The sequence below is a fragment of the Marinobacterium marinum genome (genome assembly GCF_013868415.1).
Taxonomy (GTDB): domain Bacteria; phylum Pseudomonadota; class Gammaproteobacteria; order Pseudomonadales; family Balneatricaceae; genus Marinobacterium; species Marinobacterium marinum.
In genome coordinates this window covers 1-18,051 of sequence record NZ_JACEMT010000042.1, presented here as the reverse complement: position 1 = coordinate 18,051, position 18,051 = coordinate 1, and the positions used below count along the sequence as shown (strand labels likewise).

At 54.5% G+C, this 18,051-nt stretch carries 19 protein-coding genes; 16 read left to right on the top strand and 3 right to left on the bottom strand.

The annotated features are described in order from the left end of the window. The first annotated feature begins 187 nt into the window (after positions 1–187). The 4 genes from trxB (at position 188) to infA (ending at position 2,879) form a co-directional block, all read left to right on the top strand. Entirely contained in the window at positions 188–1,144 is a 957-nt protein-coding gene (gene trxB, locus H1S06_RS06955) for a thioredoxin-disulfide reductase (RefSeq protein WP_181738607.1), read from the top strand. Then, on the top strand, positions 1,144–1,860 hold the full coding sequence (gene aat, locus H1S06_RS06950; RefSeq protein ID WP_181738605.1) for a leucyl/phenylalanyl-tRNA--protein transferase: 717 nt from the start codon (positions 1,144–1,146) through the stop codon (positions 1,858–1,860). The genes trxB and aat overlap by 1 nt, the downstream gene beginning before the upstream one ends. Beyond that, a complete protein-coding gene (locus H1S06_RS06945) occupies positions 1,857–2,564 on the top strand; it encodes an arginyltransferase (RefSeq protein ID WP_181738603.1) in 708 nt (235 codons plus the stop codon). The genes aat and H1S06_RS06945 overlap by 4 nt, the downstream gene beginning before the upstream one ends. A 96-nt stretch (positions 2,565–2,660) precedes the next feature. After that, entirely contained in the window at positions 2,661–2,879 is a 219-nt protein-coding gene (gene infA / locus H1S06_RS06940) for a translation initiation factor IF-1 (RefSeq protein ID WP_106592099.1), read from the top strand. A gap of 33 nt (positions 2,880–2,912) precedes the next feature. Here infA and clpA read toward each other — a convergent pair whose 3' ends face one another. Continuing rightward, the gene (clpA, locus tag H1S06_RS06935; RefSeq protein ID WP_181738601.1) at positions 2,913–5,171 is read right to left on the bottom strand and encodes an ATP-dependent Clp protease ATP-binding subunit ClpA; all 2,259 of its coding nucleotides are present in this window, start codon (positions 5,169–5,171) and stop codon (positions 2,913–2,915) included. A gap of 14 nt (positions 5,172–5,185) precedes the next feature. After that, complete coding sequence (gene clpS, locus H1S06_RS06930) at positions 5,186–5,518, bottom strand: ATP-dependent Clp protease adapter ClpS (protein WP_220183797.1); 333 nt, start codon at positions 5,516–5,518, stop codon at positions 5,186–5,188. A 273-nt stretch (positions 5,519–5,791) separates the two neighbouring features. Here clpS and cspD point away from each other — a divergent pair, with 273 nt between their 5' ends. The 11 genes from cspD (at position 5,792) to H1S06_RS06875 (ending at position 15,783) form a co-directional block, all read left to right on the top strand. After that, on the top strand, positions 5,792–6,019 hold the full coding sequence (gene cspD / locus H1S06_RS06925; protein WP_456085593.1) for a cold shock domain-containing protein CspD: 228 nt from the start codon (positions 5,792–5,794) through the stop codon (positions 6,017–6,019). Between the two features lie 12 nt (positions 6,020–6,031). After that, positions 6,032–6,661 carry a pseudouridine synthase gene (locus H1S06_RS06920; protein ID WP_181738597.1) on the top strand — a complete coding sequence of 210 codons (630 nt, stop codon included), beginning with the start codon at positions 6,032–6,034 and terminating at the stop codon, positions 6,659–6,661. An 85-nt stretch (positions 6,662–6,746) separates the two neighbouring features. Next, the gene (locus H1S06_RS06915) at positions 6,747–7,193 is read left to right on the top strand and encodes an NUDIX hydrolase (RefSeq protein WP_181738595.1); all 447 of its coding nucleotides are present in this window, start codon (positions 6,747–6,749) and stop codon (positions 7,191–7,193) included. 2 nt (positions 7,194–7,195) lie between these two features. Continuing rightward, the gene (gene mnmA / locus H1S06_RS06910; protein WP_181738594.1) at positions 7,196–8,329 is read left to right on the top strand and encodes a tRNA 2-thiouridine(34) synthase MnmA; all 1,134 of its coding nucleotides are present in this window, start codon (positions 7,196–7,198) and stop codon (positions 8,327–8,329) included. Then, positions 8,329–9,015: a lysogenization protein HflD gene (locus H1S06_RS06905; RefSeq protein WP_181738592.1), complete on the top strand. Its 687-nt coding sequence runs from the start codon at positions 8,329–8,331 to the stop codon at positions 9,013–9,015. Before mnmA ends, H1S06_RS06905 begins: the two co-directional genes overlap by 1 nt. Before the next feature lie 88 nt (positions 9,016–9,103). Then, positions 9,104–10,468, top strand: a complete 1,365-nt coding sequence (gene purB, locus H1S06_RS06900; RefSeq protein WP_181738590.1) for an adenylosuccinate lyase — start codon at positions 9,104–9,106, stop codon at positions 10,466–10,468. Positions 10,469–10,527: 59 nt separating this feature from the next. After that, on the top strand, positions 10,528–11,361 hold the full coding sequence (locus H1S06_RS06895; RefSeq protein WP_181738588.1) for an alpha/beta fold hydrolase: 834 nt from the start codon (positions 10,528–10,530) through the stop codon (positions 11,359–11,361). A 120-nt stretch (positions 11,362–11,481) separates the two neighbouring features. Next, positions 11,482–12,213: an RNA methyltransferase gene (locus H1S06_RS06890; RefSeq protein WP_181738586.1), complete on the top strand. Its 732-nt coding sequence runs from the start codon at positions 11,482–11,484 to the stop codon at positions 12,211–12,213. Between the two features lie 60 nt (positions 12,214–12,273). Then, on the top strand, positions 12,274–12,537 hold the full coding sequence (locus H1S06_RS06885) for a hypothetical protein (protein WP_181738583.1): 264 nt from the start codon (positions 12,274–12,276) through the stop codon (positions 12,535–12,537). Next, on the top strand, positions 12,527–13,681 hold the full coding sequence (locus H1S06_RS06880) for a cupin domain-containing protein (RefSeq protein ID WP_181738581.1): 1,155 nt from the start codon (positions 12,527–12,529) through the stop codon (positions 13,679–13,681). Before H1S06_RS06885 ends, H1S06_RS06880 begins: the two co-directional genes overlap by 11 nt. A gap of 506 nt (positions 13,682–14,187) precedes the next feature. After that, positions 14,188–15,783, top strand: coding sequence for an isocitrate lyase (locus H1S06_RS06875; protein ID WP_181738579.1), 1,596 nt, complete (start codon positions 14,188–14,190; stop codon positions 15,781–15,783). Between the two features lie 255 nt (positions 15,784–16,038). On the opposite strand, the gene H1S06_RS06870 is transcribed toward H1S06_RS06875, so the two are convergent. After that, complete coding sequence (locus H1S06_RS06870; RefSeq protein WP_181738577.1) at positions 16,039–16,341, bottom strand: tyrosine-type recombinase/integrase; 303 nt, start codon at positions 16,339–16,341, stop codon at positions 16,039–16,041. Between the two features lie 440 nt (positions 16,342–16,781). Between H1S06_RS06870 and H1S06_RS06865 the strand changes: the two genes are divergently transcribed. After that, positions 16,782–17,807 carry an IS110 family RNA-guided transposase gene (locus H1S06_RS06865; protein WP_181737921.1) on the top strand — a complete coding sequence of 342 codons (1,026 nt, stop codon included), beginning with the start codon at positions 16,782–16,784 and terminating at the stop codon, positions 17,805–17,807. Positions 17,808–18,051: the final 244 nt, after the last annotated feature.

Below are 18,051 nucleotides of genomic sequence, written 5' to 3'. Positions count from 1 at the left end.
ACACTCTACAGATCAACAAGCTATGGCAAAAATAACATAATCCGCCCACGGACGCCGAATATTGCCTGACGTTAAAGATGCAACATGGACAATCGCCCCTTGCGGGTTTAGAGTCAGCTCCATTCCGCCAACGGTTCAGTATACTTGAACCAGCTTACGAACATCTTAATGTGGAAACTGAACACTCATGAGTGAAGTACAACATCATCGTCTGATCATTCTGGGTTCCGGTCCTGCCGGCTACACCGCTGCCGTCTATGCGGCACGCGCCAATCTGGATCCGGTCATCATTACCGGCATGCAGGCAGGCGGTCAGCTCACCACTACAACAGATGTGGACAACTGGCCCGGCGACGTGGACGGCGTACAGGGCCCCGAGTTGATGCAACGCATGCAGGCCCATGCCGAACGTTTCAACACTCAGGTGGTATTCGATCATATCAATGAAACCGATTTGAACAACCGCCCCTTCCGTCTCAAGGGCGACATGGGTGAATACACCTGTGATGCCTTGATCGTGGCGACCGGTGCCTCCGCTCAATATTTGGGGCTGCCTTCTGAAGAAGCCTTCATGGGCAAGGGTGTCAGTGCCTGCGCTACCTGTGACGGCTTTTTCTATCGCGGTCAGAAAGTGGCCGTGATTGGCGGCGGCAACACGGCCGTTGAAGAGGCCCTGTACCTGTCCAACATCGCCGCCGAAGTAACCCTGATTCACCGCCGTGACAGCCTGCGCTCCGAGAAAATTCTGCAGGATAAAATCATGGAGCGAGCCGAAAACGGCAATATCAACATCCTCTGGAACCACCAGCTGGATGAAGTCTTGGGCGATGACTCGGGCGTTACCGGTGTGCGTGTACGCAGCACTCAGGATGACAGCACCCAGGAACTGGAGTTGCAAGGGGTTTTCGTGGCCATCGGTCACAAGCCCAACACCGACCTGTTCACCGGCCAGCTGGATATGCAGGACGGTTATCTGAAAATCCGCTCAGGCCTGGATGGCAATGCTACCCAGACCAGCATCGAAGGTGTATTTGCCGCAGGTGATGTCTGCGACCATAATTACCGTCAGGCAATTACTTCAGCGGGGTTTGGTTGTATGGCTGCACTGGATGCCGAAAAATTCCTGGATAACCTTGAAAAATAATGATCGCCTGGCTGGCTGATGACAGCCTTGACTTCCCGCCGCTCAAGCAGGCCCTGACAGACCCGGATGGCCTGCTTGCGGCAGGTGGCGATCTGAGCGAAGCACGACTGCTCACGGCCTACCGCCAGGGCATTTTTCCCTGGTACAACCCCGGTGAACCCATTCTATGGTGGAGCCCCGACCCTCGCTGCGTTCTATTTCCCGGAGACCTGTACCTGTCACGCAGCATGCGCAAGCGCCTGCGCAAGACGGATTACAGGGTCACTTTCGATACCGCGTTTGCCAGAGTTATCGCAGCCTGCGCGGCCCCAAGACGTAAACAGGCGGGCACTTGGATCAGCGATGACATTTTCACCGCTTACCTGAACCTGCATCATCAGGGAATCGCACATTCGGTTGAAGTCTGGGTCGGTGAAGAATTGGCAGGCGGCCTGTACGGCCTGGGAATCGGCAAGGTATTCTTCGGCGAGTCCATGTTTTCCACGCAACGTGACTGTTCCAAAATAGCCTTTGCCTGGCTCGCGACTCAATTGCGGCACTGGCACTATGAGTTGATCGATTGCCAAGTCTATAACGACCATCTGGCCAGTCTTGGTGCAACCGAAATACCACGAGCGATCTTTGCTCAGGAAGTCGCGCGCCTGCGTGATCGACCCTGTGAGCACGCATGGTATTTTTCCATTGATCGCGACGCAGTTGCGGAGGGACGTGCATGAGCAATCTGCGGACGCTGAAGTTTTACGCAACCCCCGAACATGACTGCAGCTATTTGCCTGACCGCCAAGCCCGCACTTTGTTCGTGGACCCCCGTGCGACGATCGACAATCACCTGTACAGCCAACTGTCCAATCTGGGCTTTCGGCGCAGCGGCAGCCATATCTACCGCCCGCACTGTGAAGACTGTCAGGCTTGTATATCCGTACGTATTCCGGCTGCACGCTTTCGGCCATCCAAAACTCAGCACCGTATCGAGAACCGAAATACCGATTTGATCGTCTGCCCTGCCCCCTGTGCATTCACCGCCGAGTACTACAGCCTTTACGAGCGCTATATCCGAAAACGGCATGCCGATGGCGATATGTACCCGCCCAGCGAAGAGCAGTTTGTGAGCTTCTTGACCGATGGACGGACCGACAGCTGCTTTTATGAATTCCGCTCCCCTGAAGGCACACTGCTGGCTGTAGCCGTCTCCGATCGACTTGAGCAGGGACTGTCGGCGCTCTATACGTTTTATGACCCGGATGAACCCAGGCGCAGCCTGGGCGTTTACGCGATCATCTGGCAAATCCGGCAAGCACAGCGACTGCAGTTGCCTTATCTGTATTTGGGCTATTGGGTCGAGGAGTGCCGAAAAATGAATTACAAAACGGCATATTCACCGCTTGAAATGCTGCTGAATCACAAGTGGCAGAGCGTATAATATGGCCCGTTCAGCCGATAGATTTTGAATTCACGCGCAATTTCAGGCAAAATACTGCGCTTTCCATATAGGCAATCCAGCCTCAAAGGTAGGTAAATGGCTAAAGAAGATTCATTTGAAATGGAAGGAACGGTTGTTGATACCCTTCCGAATACCATGTTCCGTGTAGAACTTGAAAACGGTCACGTTGTTACTGCACACATCTCCGGCAAAATGCGCAAGAATTACATCCGCATTCTGACCGGCGACAAGGTCAAGGTTGAACTGACCCCGTACGACCTGAGCAAAGGTCGCATCGTATACCGCGCCCGCTGATTCATCAGGCGCGGCTGCGGTGGATGGCAGCCCTCAGGCTGCCACCGCTGCGACCTCCACACTGATCTCCCCGTCCTCACCGATATCGATATCCACTTCACCGCCTGACTCTGCCAGGCTGCCAAACAGAATCATTTCGGCCAACGGCTTTTTCACCTTCTCCTGAATCAGTCGCTGCATCGGACGCGCGCCCATTTTCTCATCGTAACCATTCTGCGCCAGCCACAGGCGAGCTTCATCACTGACATTGAGTACAACGCGCTTCTCATCCAGCTGAGCCTGCAGTTCAGTCAGGAACTTGTCTACAACACCCTTGACGATCTCCAGCGTCAACGGCTTGAACTGAATGACCGTATCCAGGCGGTTGCGGAACTCGGGCGTAAACAGCCGCTTGAGTGCTTCCATGGCATCAGAGCTATGATCCTGTCGGGCAAAACCGATTGACGGCCGTCCCTGCGCTTCGGCGCCGGCATTGGTCGTCATGACCAGGATGACATTACGGAAATCCGCCTTGCGACCATTGTTATCGGTCAGTGTCCCGTTATCCATCACCTGCAGCAGGAGGTTGAACACTTCCGGATGCGCCTTTTCGATTTCATCCAGCAACAAAACGCAATGCGGTGTTTTGGTAACCGCTTCGGTCAGCAGCCCCCCCTGGTCAAAACCCACATAACCGGGCGGCGCACCGATCAACCGTGAAACCGTATGACGTTCCATATATTCGGACATATCGAAACGCACCAGCTCGATCCCCAGGATACGCGCCAATTGCTGTGTCACTTCGGTCTTGCCAACCCCGGTAGGCCCGGCAAACAGGAAGCTGCCCACCGGCTTGTTGGGCTCTTTCAATCCGGCACGCGAGAGCTTGATGGCCGAAGCCAGAGAGTCGATCGCTTCATCCTGCCCCAGCACAACCATCTTGAGATTGGTTTCCAGCTTGCGCAGCTGATCCTTGTCAGACGTGGACACGCTTTTCGGCGGAATACGTGCGATCTTGGCCACAACCGCTTCTACTTCAGCGACATCAATCACTTTCTTGCGCTGCTCCGGCTCGACCAGACGCTGATAAGCTCCGGCTTCGTCAATCACATCAATAGCCTTGTCCGGCATATGTTTGTCATTGATATAGCGTCCGGCCAGTTCAGCTGCAGCACGCAGCGCCGCATCGGTGAACTCCACTTCATGATGCTCTTCAAACCGCGTTTTGAGGCCACGCAAGATCCGGTGCGTATCATCGACACTGGGTTCCAGCACATCAATTTTCTGAAAACGACGCGCCAACGCCCGGTCTTTCTCGAAAATGCCGCGGAATTCCTGAAAGGTAGTAGAACCGATGCAACGGATTTCACCTGAACTGAGCAGCGGCTTCAACAGATTGGACGCATCCATGGAGCCACCCGAAGCCGCGCCCGCTCCGATAATGGTATGGATTTCATCGATAAACAGGATAGCGCCTGGCTGCTGCTTGATTTCGTTCAGCAGTGCCTTAAGGCGCTTTTCGAAATCCCCTCGATACTTGGTACCGGCCAGCAAGGCACCCAGATCCAAAGAATAGACAACACTGTCGGCAATAATATCCGGCACGGACTCTTCAACGATCAGCTTGGCCAAACCTTCGGCAATGGCGGTTTTGCCGACACCGGCCTCCCCGACCAGCAGCGGGTTGTTCTTGCGGCGCCGCGACAGAATCTGAACCACGCGCTCCACTTCAGCATCACGCCCGACCAACGGATCAATGCGCCCCTGGGCCGCTTGCTGGTTCAAATTGACCGAATACTGAGCCAGTGCGCTTTTACTGTTATCCTGACGCTCCTCCCCTTCCGCTTCCTGGCCATGACCCGCCTCTTCACTTTCGCTCACCCGCGAGATGCCGTGAGAAATATAGTTGACGACATCAACTCGCTCGACACCTTGCTGCTGCAGTACGAAAACAGCATGGCTTTCCTGCTCGCTGAAAATGGCAACCAGTACATTCGCACCACTGACTTCCGTCTTGCCGGAAGACTGCACATGAAAAACGGCCCGCTGCAGAACGCGCTGGAAGCCCAGAGTCGGCTGAGTTTCCATATTGGGGATGTTTTCAGGCAGCAAGGGCGTGGTTTCATCAATAAAGGCGATCAACTGCTGGCGCAGCCGGTCCAGATCAACACCACAGGCATGCAACACCTCAACAGCCTGCCGGTTATCAAGCAGTGCCAGCAGCAGATGCTCGACCGTCATGAACTCATGTCGCTTATCCCGGGCAGACCGGAACGCAACGCTCAGGGTATCTTCAAGTTCTCGATTAAGCATGGCGTATGCCTCCGTCAGACCGTTTCCACTTCACACAACAGCGGGTGTTTGTTTTCTCTGGCATAGTGATTCACGTGCGCCGATTTGGTTTCAGCCACATCGCGGGTATATACACCACAGACCCCCTTGCCTTGAGTATGGACGGCCATCATCACTTGTGTCGCTTTTTCCTGATCCATGGCGAAAAAAATCATCAACACTTCAACGACAAAATCCATCGGTGTGTAATCATCATTTAACAGCACCACTCGATACATCGGCGGTCGTTTCAGCTGCGGCCGAGCTTCCGCCGTCGCCAGACCGCTGTCGCCGGCATGATCATCATCGGTGCCCTGATCAGAACTCATCAACCTGAACCCATCAAACTGTTGCAGCAACATCTTTACCTTCGATATTAGTCTAAATCCCGCCGGAAAAGCCCTGCTATCCCTAGTGTCATAGGCAGCAAATGCTATACTCGGCCTGTGTAAAGGAGAGGTTAAAGGCAGCCTGCCGATAAGTCTACGCTGTTTGTAGTTACTACGCTGACCGCCAACCTGTAGTCCCTGATCCACTCAGAATATCAAGGAACACCGCTTGCACCCACAAGCGGGCAATGACCTAAGGGCGAGTGGCCCTGAATGTCGCAGGAGGAAGTAGTGATGCAGTTAGGGACTGTGAAGTGGTTCAACAATGCCAAGGGCTATGGTTTTATTCTCTCGGATGCATGTGAAGAAGAGCTCTTTGCCCATTTCTCGGCCATCGTGATGGACGGATACAAAAGCCTCAAGGCAGGCCAGACCGTTAAGTTCGAGATTCAGGAGGGCCCAAAGGGATTGCATGCTGTCAACATTCAATCGGCGGAGTAATACTCGCGTTAAATGTCAAACATTTTGCTTTTCAACAAACCGTTCAGAGTACTGACGCAGTTCACGGATCAGGAGCAACGCGCAACGCTGGCCGATTATATTAAGATTCCCGGAGTCTATGCAGCTGGACGGCTGGATTACGACTCCGAGGGACTGTTGATCCTGACCGGTGACGGTCAGCTACAGCATCAGTTGGCCAGCCCTGCCTTCAAAATGCCCAAAACCTATTATGCTCAGGTAGAAGGGCTCATTTCGGATGAAGCCATCTCGCGACTGCAAAAAGGTGTCACCCTGAAAGATGGCCCCACACGCCCGGCACAGGCACAAAGGGTCGATGAGCCGGACTGGCTTTGGCCCCGCACACCACCGGTACGTTACCGCAAGGAGCAACCAACCAGCTGGTTGAAGCTGACCATCACCGAAGGTCGCAACCGCCAGGTGCGCCGGATGACGGCAGCAGTCGGCTTCCCCACCCTGCGCCTGATTCGCTGGTCTATCGGCACCTGGTCGCTGGAACAACTGCCACCGGGCCAGTGGCGAGAAGACACGATTCATCTGCCAGCCAGTACACCTCGTCCACGCTCTCGCTCCGATCGACGTCCCCACGCCGGACAAGGTCAGCGGTCGCGCCGTCAACGCTGAACCGGCCTGCCGGCTGGCGCACAGACAATGACGGGGCCAAACTGTTATCATGCGTTTCAGCCAAGCCGAGTATGATGGAGTTGTAATGCGCTGGACACCCCATGCGACCGTTGCATGTATTGTCGAACAGCAGGGTCGTTTTCTGTTTGTTGAAGAAATTGCCGGCGGCCGCCGGGTTATCAACCAGCCTGCCGGGCACCTGGAACAGGGCGAAAGCTTTGTGGAAGCCGCCAGGCGTGAAGCTCTGGAAGAAACCGGCTGGATCGTGGAGCCTGAAGCGCTGCTGGGACTGTACACGTATTATGCTCCTTCAAACGGCGTGACCTATCACCGCTACTGTTTCATAGCACGCGCCGTCGAGCAGCTGCCTGATGCACAGCTTGATACCGGCATTATCGGTCCACTATGGCTGACCCGCACAGAAATCGAAGCGCGTCGCCCCGAGTTACGTAGTGATCTGGTTATCCGCTGCATCGATGATTATCTGCGTGGTATACGCTACCCGCTGGACTTTATTCAGGAAAACGCTTGAACATGACTGCACCCAAGCCCCACGCCCAAACCAAAGTAATCGTCGGCATGTCCGGCGGTGTGGATTCTTCCGTTTCAGCTCTGCTGCTAATCCAGCAAGGCTATCAGGTGGAAGGCCTGTTTATGAAGAATTGGGACGAGGATGACGGCACCGAGTACTGTACCGCCAAGGAAGACCTGGCCGATGCTCAGGCAGTCTGCGACAAGCTGGGCATTACCCTGCATACCGCCAACTTTGCAGCCGAATACTGGGACAATGTATTCGAACATTTTCTGGCGGAATACAAGGCCGGGCGCACTCCCAACCCCGATATCCTGTGTAACCGTGAAATCAAGTTCAAGGCCTTTCTCGAATACGCCCAGGTGCTGGGCGCCGATCTGATTGCCACCGGGCACTATGTACGTCGCGGTGAACGTGACGGCCACGCCGTGCTGCTGAAAGGACTGGACCCCAACAAGGATCAAAGCTACTTCCTGCATCAGGTTGGCGAGGCCGAGCTGGAACAGACACTGTTTCCGGTAGGCGAATTGGAAAAGCCCGACGTTCGGCACCTGGCCGAAGAGCACGGCCTGATTACCCATGACAAAAAGGACAGTACCGGCATCTGCTTTATTGGTGAGCGCCGCTTCAGCGATTTCCTCAAACAATACCTCCCGGCACAACCCGGTCGTATTGAAACACCCGAAGGTGACGTTATTGGTGAGCATCAGGGGCTAATGTACTACACCATCGGTCAGCGCCAGGGCTTGGGGATCGGTGGTCTAAAGGACTATCCCGAAGTTCCCTGGTTCGCCGCCGCCAAGGACCTGGATCGTAATGTCCTGATTGCGGTACAGGGCCAGCACCCCCTGCTCTTTGCCGACTGGCTTTATGCCGGCGAAATTTTCTGGATCAGCGGTGAAGCGCCAACGTTGCCGCTGCGCTGCAAGGCCAAGGTGCGCTACCGTCAGTCTGATCAGGACTGCATGATCGAGGCAGCACCGGAGGGCGGCTACAGGGTGTTGTTTGACCAGCCACAACGCGCCGTCACACCTGGACAGTCGGTCGTTCTGTATCAGGACGATCTTTGCCTGGGAGGAGGCGTGATCGAATACACCTCTCGTCATTCAATTGTCGGATCGGCCAAGGAGTCCTGATGTCACGTCAACACGATGAACAAACGATCGCGCTGGCCGGCATGTTTCAGGCCGCCAGTCTGGTTGATCAAATCGCCACCCGAGGCATGGTGCCGCAAAACAGTTACGAAACCTGTATTGCCAGCCTGTTTGTGACCAGCCCACGCATGACCGAAGATGTCTTTGGCGGCGTCAATGAAATACCGTATGGGCTGGGCCTGGGGCTGCGCCACTTGCAGGACATGGTCGACAAAAACGAAAGCGCTCGCAACAAGCAGATCATCCAGTACGTCTTGGGCATGATTATGCTGGAACGGCAACTGGACAAGCACCCGGATATCATGGCCAAAGTGGGTCAAGGTATTGATGCCGTGGCGGCCAAGGCTCGCTATTTCAACGATCGGGACAATGATCCGGACAATGAAGATCCCAAGGCACTGCAGTCGGTCGCTTATACCCATCGCAATGTCATTGCGGCGCTGGACAACCTGTATCAGGAGACGATCAGCCATTTCAGCTTCCGTATTCAGGTTGGCGGTGACCCTCGCCATCTGCAGAACAGCGAGAATGCTGCACGCATCCGTGCCCTGTTGCTGGCCGGCATTCGGGCCACGCTGCTTTGGCGTCAGGTTGGCGGCAAGCGCTGGCACATGCTGTTCTTCCGTTCGCGCCTGAAACCGTCGCTGAGACGTATCATGCAAGCCTGATCACGCGGTTACGGCATACCCAGTAGCCGCGGTTTTCCGTATAATTACCCCCTTTAATGACACAAGCTGATAAGTGAGACTGTGTAACATGGAGCTTTCTGCCCTTACCGCCGTATCCCCGGTTGATGGCCGCTATGGCAGCAAAACCGCTGACCTGCGCGCCGTATTCAGTGAATTCGGTCTGATCCGTTTCCGCGTACAGGTTGAAGTTCGCTGGCTGCAGCAGCTGGCCTCCCATCCGCAGATCCAGGAAGTGCCGGCTCTGAGTGCAGAAGCCAACGCCCTGCTGGATAACCTGGTCGACAACTTCAGTGTCGAACACGCCCAGCGGATCAAGGAAATCGAGCGTACCACCAACCATGACGTGAAAGCGGTCGAGTACTTCATCAAGGAGCAAATCGCCGACAACGCCGAGTTGATGGCGATCAACGAATTCGTACACTTCGCCTGCACCTCTGAAGACATCAACAACCTGTCTCACGCGCTGATGCTGCGCCACGGCGTTGAAGTGACCCGCAACCAGATGCAACAGGTGACCGATGCCATCGCGGCACTGGGCCGTGAACATGCCGACCAGCCGATGCTGTGCCGCACCCATGGCCAGACTGCGTCTCCCAGCACCATGGGCAAGGAGATGGCCAACGTTGCCTACCGTCTGCAGCGTCAGCTTAAGCAGATCGACAACATCGAATACCTGGGCAAGATCAACGGTGCTGTCGGTAACTACAACGCCCACCTGTCTGCCTACGCGGATATTGACTGGGAAGCCAACGCCAAGTCTTTCGTTGAGAGCCTGGGCCTGACCTGGAACCCGTACACCACTCAGATCGAGCCGCACGACTACATCGCAGAACTGTTCGATGCCGTATGCCGTTTCAACACCATCCTGATCGACTTCGATCGTGATGTGTGGGGCTACATCTCTCTGGGCTTCTTCAAGCAGAAGACTGTTGCCGGCGAAGTGGGCTCCTCCACTATGCCGCACAAGGTCAACCCGATCGACTTCGAAAACTCCGAAGGCAACCTGGGTATTGCCAACGCCATCATGCAGCACCTGGCCGCCAAGCTGCCGATCTCTCGCTGGCAGCGCGACCTGACCGACTCAACCGTTCTGCGTAACCTGGGCGTCGGCTTCGGTCACAGCCTGATCGCTTACCAGGCCAGCCTGAAAGGTATCGGCAAACTGGAAATCAACGCGGCACGCCTGGCTGAAGATTTGAACAACGCCTGGGAAGTACTGGCCGAACCGATCCAGACCGTGATGCGTCGCTACGGCATCGAAAAGCCGTACGAAAAGCTGAAGGATCTGACCCGCGGAAAGGATATGAACCAGGCAACCATCCAGGACTTCATCGATACCCTGGAGATGCCGGACACTGCCAAAGCCGAACTCAAGGCTCTGACGCCGGCCCTGTATATCGGCAATGCAGCCGATCAGGCCAAGCGCATCTAAACGATTCCACGGGGCCTTCTGGCCCCGTTTTCATATCTATCCCGGTGTGAGGCTATCGTATGGAAACCCTGCTCAGCTCCGACCAACACCCGATTCGCTACCTTGATATGGGCCGCGGCCAGGCCGTTATATTTCTGCACGGCTGGACATCTGGCGCACGAGAATGGCTCCCTTTTGCCACCGAATTGAGTGATCGGCATCGCACTTTGTGCTGGGATGCCCGTGGACATGGCCGACACACGCCGCCTCCGCTGGAACAGATGCATATCAAGCGCCTGGCCGATGATCTTGAGCAACTGCTGAATCACCACCGCATTCAGGATGCCGTGCTGGTAGGCCACTCAATGGGTGCCCTGATCAGCTGGGAGTACATACGTCACTATGGGCTGGAGCGCCTGGCCGGACTGTGTATTGTCGATCAGTCACCTAAATTGCTCACTGATACCGACTGGCCACTGGGGGTATATGGCGACTTTGATCATGCCCGCAATCAAGCCTTTCTTCGGCGCCTGGACGAAGATTTTGCCGAAGGCGTCCTGGAACTGGCTGCCAACGGTCTCAACCTGCGCAGTCGCGACAACTATGCGCAAAACAGCCGTGGCTTTCAGCAGATGCGTGAATATCTCGGTCAACTGCATGCCCCTGCTTTGACGCGTTGCTGGGATTCATTAACGCAGCAGGACTACCGCGATATACTGCCGTTGATCGACCGTCCAACACTGATGATTTATGGCGACAGCAGCCAGTTTTACAACCGGGAGGTCCCGGAATGGGTAGAAGCCGCCCTGCCCTGTCCAGAGCTGCACGTTTATCGACAGGCTGACCATTCACCTCACTTATGGCACAAGGAGCAGTTTGCTCGCCACTTGCGGCACTGGATAGGCAAGCTGTAATCCTGCAGCAGACCCCATTGGCTTGAATGCCGTCCCCATAGCCGCACTTCCTGACAAAGAGCGTTTTACTGCACAGCATTGCCCCCTATAATGCGGCCCATTCCAACCCGCGAGGCCGTTATGCTCGAAAATATCCGCATTGTTATGATCAACACCTTCCACCCCGGCAACATTGGTGCGGCTGCACGGGCGCTGAAGAATATGGGGCTGAGCCAGCTCTGGCTGGTAGACCCGCGTGAATACCCGCACGAAGAAGCCGAATCACGCGCCGCCGGTGCCAAGGACCTGCTTGATCAGGCTGTTGTCGTCGGCACTTTGGAAGAAGCCATTGCCGATTGCCAGTTGGTGGTTGGCACCAGCGCCCGCCAGCGCAGTTTTGATCAGCCGCTAATGGATGCAGAGCAGGCGTCTGGAATGGTCACGGACGAAGCCCGTAATGGCCAGATCGCGATCCTGTTCGGCCGTGAGACCATGGGACTCACAAACGAAGAGATGATGCTCTGCCACCGCCACCTGTTCATTGATGCCAACGAAGACTACCCGGTCCTGAATATTGCCCAAGCGATTCAGCTGGTCTGCTACGAGCTGCGCCGCGCATCCAAGCAGGTCGACACGCTGCCGGAGCCATCACCCTACCCGCGTCAACAGGAAATGAGCCTGTTCTACGCACACCTGGAACAGGTCCTGCGCCGCACCAGCTTCATCATTCCACAACATGAAGGGCGCGTAATGGATAAATTGCGTCGTTATTTCAACCGGACGCGTCCCGAAAAAGCGGAGCTGGGAATGCTGCGAGGCATTCTCACCTCGGTAGAAGAAGTACTGGCACGAGAAAAAGCTGACCGGGATTAACGGGTTATTTACCTCCGCACTGATACAGTAACAACAACCAACCTGATCGGAGAGTAACGGATGAGCCACGCACAATCCCTGCACACCCTGGCCGCCCAGGCGGAAGCCCTGCGCGACCAGCTGAGCCGAACTGCCCGCGATTACGAGCAGTTCGAATTCAATGTTACCGGCGTCCACCAGTGCATGAACCGGATTCAGAAATGCGTCCGCATGGTCGGCAATGACCGCAAAGCGGCCCTGTCTCAACGGGATACCCGCAAGGTTATGGCCGAACTGGAAGATGCTGTCACTGAAATGGCGGAGCTATTGAACCTTGATAAATGAAATACACTGGGGTGATCTGAGCGCGGAACAATTCCTGCGTGAATACTGGCAGAAAAAGCCCCTTCTGATCCGCAACGCCTTCCCCGACTTCACACCCTGCATCAGCGCAGATGAATTGGCGGGGCTGGCCTGCGAAGAGGATATTGAATCACGCCTGATCGAGACCGATGTAACCGACGGCACCTGGGCGCTGGAGCACGGCCCGTTCAGCGAAGAGCGTTTTTCCCGTTTGGGTAACAAACCCTGGACACTCCTGGTCCAGGCCGTCGATCACTGGGTACCCGAAGTTGCTCCCCTGATGCAGGCATTCAATTTTATCCCGCAATGGCGTCGTGATGACTTGATGATCAGCTACGCCAGTGATGGTGGCGGTGTCGGACCTCATTACGACAACTATGACGTTTTCCTGCTACAGGCAGAAGGCGTCAGACGCTGGGAGTTCGGCGGCCTGTTCGGCGAAGAGTCCCCACGCCGGGATGACACGCCGGTCATGATCCTGCCGGAATGGCAGGCTGAACAGAGTGCTGATCTGAACCCCGGAGACATGCTGTACCTGCCGCCGCGAGTGGGTCATAACGGTGTCGGGGTTGGTGACGGCTGCATGACCTGGTCGATCGGCTTTCGTGCACCTTCGCAGAACGAAGTTCTGCAAGGTTTCACCCAGGCCCTGTGTGACGGACTCAGTAGCGACCTTCGCTACGAAGACAAGGATCTGCAGCTACAGACACAACCCGGCGAGATTGATGCCAGCGCCATCAAGCGAGTGCACGCCATCATTCAGCAGCACTTGAATGACACTGACGCCCTGACCCGCTGGTTCGGCTGCTCCATGACCGAACCCAAGTATCCTGACCTGGCCGGTAACGACGAGCCCTATACCCTGGCGGAATTACACGAGGCACTTGAAGCGGGTGCAGAGATTCAGGCCAACGAAGGCTCTCGCTTTGCTTTTGTTAACCAGGAGCACCCTGTCGTAATCCTGTTTGCCGATGGCCATGCATTCGAGCTTTACGCACCTGCAGCAAAAGAATTTGCGCTTCAGCTATGTGCCCAAGAAGCACTTTTCATACAGCGCGATGAAGCCGCTGAAACCTTGCTGTTACAACTGCTTAATCAGGGCAGTCTGTATCTGAATATGGCGTAAGACACCGCTTTTACTCCATTGAAAAGCCTTTCTATCCTGAAAGGCTTTCATCTTCGATCGACTTTCGTCGTAAGTGAAAATCTGCATAACTCTTTGAAATTGCGCAATTTTCAAAATATGTAGTTAATACTTTAAATAATATTTTGGAATATAAACACCATTCCTTATTCTATTTTTTACTTGTAAAAACGGCTTTCACTGGCTACGACCAAAGTGGCTACAACTTAAGGCTTAGCCCCTCAAAACAGCATGGTTACTTGCCTTCCGCCTTTATCCCCCTGAAACAGGGTTGTAGTGATTTTACAGTTTTGTCATCACCGAAAGTGTAGTCTGACTACATATATTTTGCTCTGCACAAAATCGCTTTGACTCCTTGAGTGGGGAAGCCCATCATTCGCTTCAACACACCGGAACTGAACCCCGAACAGTTACGGTGCAAGTTCAGGGGTCGACGCCAGGCGCCAACCCCGACATTACCTAAACACAAACACTGTGAAGGAATGACCATGTCAGATTACAAAACTGAAATCGATGCGCTCTCCAGCCTGCGTGCTGCCAACGGTGAAACCTGGGGTATCGACCCTGAATACGCCGCTCGCATGCGTCTGCAGAACCGTTTCAAGACCGGTCTGGACATCGCTCGTTACACTGCCAAGATCATGCGCCAGGACATGGCTGAGTACGACGCAGACAGCGCTCAGTACACTCAGTCTCTGGGCTGCTGGCATGGTTTCATCGGTCAGCAGAAACTGATCGCCATCAAGAAGCACTTCGGTAACACCAACAAGCGTTACCTGTACCTGTCCGGCTGGATGATCGCTGCGCTGCGTTCCGAGTTCGGTCCGCTGCCCGACCAGTCCATGCATGAAAAGACCTCTGTACCCTCTCTGATCGAAGAGCTGTACACCTTCCTGCGTCAGGCTGACGCTCGTGAGCTGGGCGGCCTGTTCCGTCAGCTGGACGACGCTCGCGAAGCTGGCGACGCTGCCAAGGAAGCTGAAGTACAGGGTCAGATCGACAACTTCCAGACTCACGTTGTGCCGATCATCGCCGACATCGATGCTGGTTTCGGTAACGAAGAAGCCACTTACCTGCTGGCCAAGAAAATGATCGAAGCCGGTGCCTGTGCGATCCAGATCGAAAACCAGGTATCCGACGAGAAGCAGTGTGGCCACCAGGACGGTAAAGTAACCGTTCCTCACTCTGACTTCCTGGCCAAGATCCGCGCCGTTCGCTACGCGTTCCTGGAGCTGGGTGTTGAAGACGGCGTTATCGTTGCCCGTACCGACTCCCTGGGTGCCGGCCTGACCAAGCAGATCGCGGTTACCAACGAGCCGGGCGACCTGGGCGACCAGTACAACGCCTTCCTGGACGGCGACTACGTTGAAAGCGCTGCCGACATCGACAACGGTGACGTGGTTGTGAAGGCTAACGGCAAACTGCTGAAGCCGAAGCGTCTGGCCTCTGGTCTGTTCCAGTTCAAGCAGGGTTCTGGCGAAGACCGCGTGGTTCTGGACTGCATCACGTCTCTGCAGAACGGTGCCGACCTGCTGTGGATCGAAACCGAGAAGCCGCACGTTGGTCAGATCGCCGGCATGGTTAACCGCATCCGCGAAGCAGTGCCGAATGCCAAGCTGGTTTACAACAACAGCCCGTCCTTCAACTGGACGCTGAACTTCCGTCAGCAGGTATTCGATGCCTGGACTGAAGAAGGCAAGGACGTATCTGCCTACGACCGCGCTAACCTGATGTCTGTTGAATACGACGAGACTGAACTGTCTGCTGAAGCTGATCGTCGCATCCAGAGCTTCCAGCGTGACGCTGCACGTGAAGCCGGTATCTTCCACCACCTGATCACGCTGCCGACTTACCACACTGCGGCCCTGTCTACCGACAACCTGGCCAAAGAGTACTTCGGTGAAGCCGGCATGCTGGGCTACGTGGCCGGCGTACAGCGTAAAGAGATCCGTCAGGGCATCGCATGTGTCAAGCACCAGAACATGGCCGGTTCCGACATGGGCGACGATCACAAAGAGTACTTCTCTGGTGACGCTGCGCTGAAAGCCTCTGGTAAAGACAACACCATGAACCAGTTCGGCTAAGAACCGGTTCCCGGGTGCTCCCGCACCCGGACTGTGTTAAAGAACCGCGCCATTCTTCCCCGAGATGGCGCGGTTTTTTATGCGCGACAAAAAGGCATCGAGGTGCACAAACGCCTCAGCCGGTACGACATACTCCCATTCAATACGCCCTGCCCTGCTGGCGTTCTTGCGTGGCTTCACCAGTACACCACTAGAGTCTGCGTAGCGCACAGAGCAGACGTTAGCGGGAATCGGAGTTTGGCGGTAGCTGCTCGTTTATAACTCATCCAAGGGGCTTCGAGTTCCGGCAAAATGTTGTCCGATTACGTGGGTATATATCTGTGTTGTACGCACATCGCTGTGGCCAAGCAGTTCCTGTACAGTCCTGATGTCGCGTCCAGCTTCAAGTAGATGAGTAGCGAACGAGTGTCGAAACGTATGACAGCTGACTCTTTTATGACGAATATTCGCCTTCTCTAAGGCGGCCTTTAACGCTTTTCTCGGTACGGAGTCGTGAAGGTGATGCCGGCACACCTCTCCAGTAATGGGATGATTACAGTATGTCTTCTCCGTGCGCATACTGTATCCACGCAACCTGATTTCTTGACGAATGTGGTCCAGAAATGGGCTCCGTCCCATGTCAACACCTCCTGTGCATAACTTATCGCATAGCGCTGTATTTATATACAGTATATTTTGGTATGTCGTGTGCTTATGCGTGAACCGATGCAGGAGAGTGCTCATTTGCGACTAGAATCAACACGCAAAATGGTTCAGTATCAGGTAATTATAGATATTGTGTTGTGGGATTCTGCGCACAACCTTTCACGCAATTGCGCATGCTCGTTTTCAACTGAGGAGAATGGCTGTGATCCATCATTTATCCAATCTATACAGTTATTTAGTGAGCGCTTCATAGCTCTTTACTTGAGCAAAAACGCGCATGCGCAGTATTAAAATAATGAAATGGACGCCCCTCCTATACTGCTAGTTGGTAGCAACCAGGTGGAGGATGCATCATGGAACAGGTATCAGTGATCGGCTTGGATCTTGCGAAAAATGTCTTTCAAGTACACGGTGCTGATGAACGTGGGCGCTGCGTAATCAGAAAGTCATTGCGGAGGACACAGGTTTACGCATTTTTTGCAAAGTTATCCAAATGTACAGTTGGGATGGAAGCATGCAGCAGCTCGCACTACTGGGGTCGAGTTATTACTGACTGCGGACATGAAGTGAAGCTGATTCCACCCCAATACGTAAAACCTTATGTAAAAACCAACAAAAATGACGCTGCTGATGCGGAAGCGATTTGTGAGGCAGTATCTCGGCCACATATGCGTTTTGTGGAGCTGAAGACGCCTGATCAGCAGAGTATTTTGCTGATACACCGTGAGCGTGATGGGTTAATGAGAGACCGTACTGCTCTAATCAACCGCTTACGTGCAACCTTAGGTGAATTTGGCATAGCAGTGCCATCCGGCCCGGCGCGTCTAAAGCAGTGGTTCCGCGACAGCTATGGCATAAATGAAGATCAGCTGCCGGTACTGATGCAGCGCCACATTGAGCGTATGAGAGCTCGTTGGGTGGAGCTAGAGCGCTGCATTGGTGAGTTGGATCGTGAAATTGACCAACACGTGCAACACAATTCGGCATGCCAGCGTTTACTTGAAGTACCAGGTATTGGTCGTTTAACCGCTTCAGCTTTGGTAGCAACCGTGGGTAATGCATTGGCATTCAAGAACGGCCGCCAACTTTCAGCGTGGTTAGGCCTTGTTCCACGACAGCACTCGAGTGGCGGCAAAACAGTACTCAGAGGGATCAGTAAGCGTGGGGATGCATATTTGCGCAGGATGTTGGTTCATGGTGCGCGAGCAGTGCTAAGGCATTCAGCGACCAAGAAAAATGCCGTTAGCAACTGGTTACATGCACTATCAGTGCGAGCAAACAAGAATGTGGTCATTGTAGCAATGGCAAACAAGCTAGCACGTATAGCATGGGCATTATTGAATAAAGGGCAGCGGTACATAGAACCGGCTGCTGAATAAACCAATGACAGGAACGCGCTGAGGTTTGCGTGGGCAGAACTTGCTGATGACAGACAGGTAGAGCCGAGACTGGATAAGGCTGCGACTAACATCGTTCGTACAGAGAACGTTAAAATGATTAGCATCCAGTCAGCGGAATTCATCAGGGATAGAGGTTAATACCTCGTAAAAATCCGGATAGATGGCTGCAATACCTTCATGTCACGAAATGTTTTGCTTGCACAAAACGGGGCGTCCATAGATG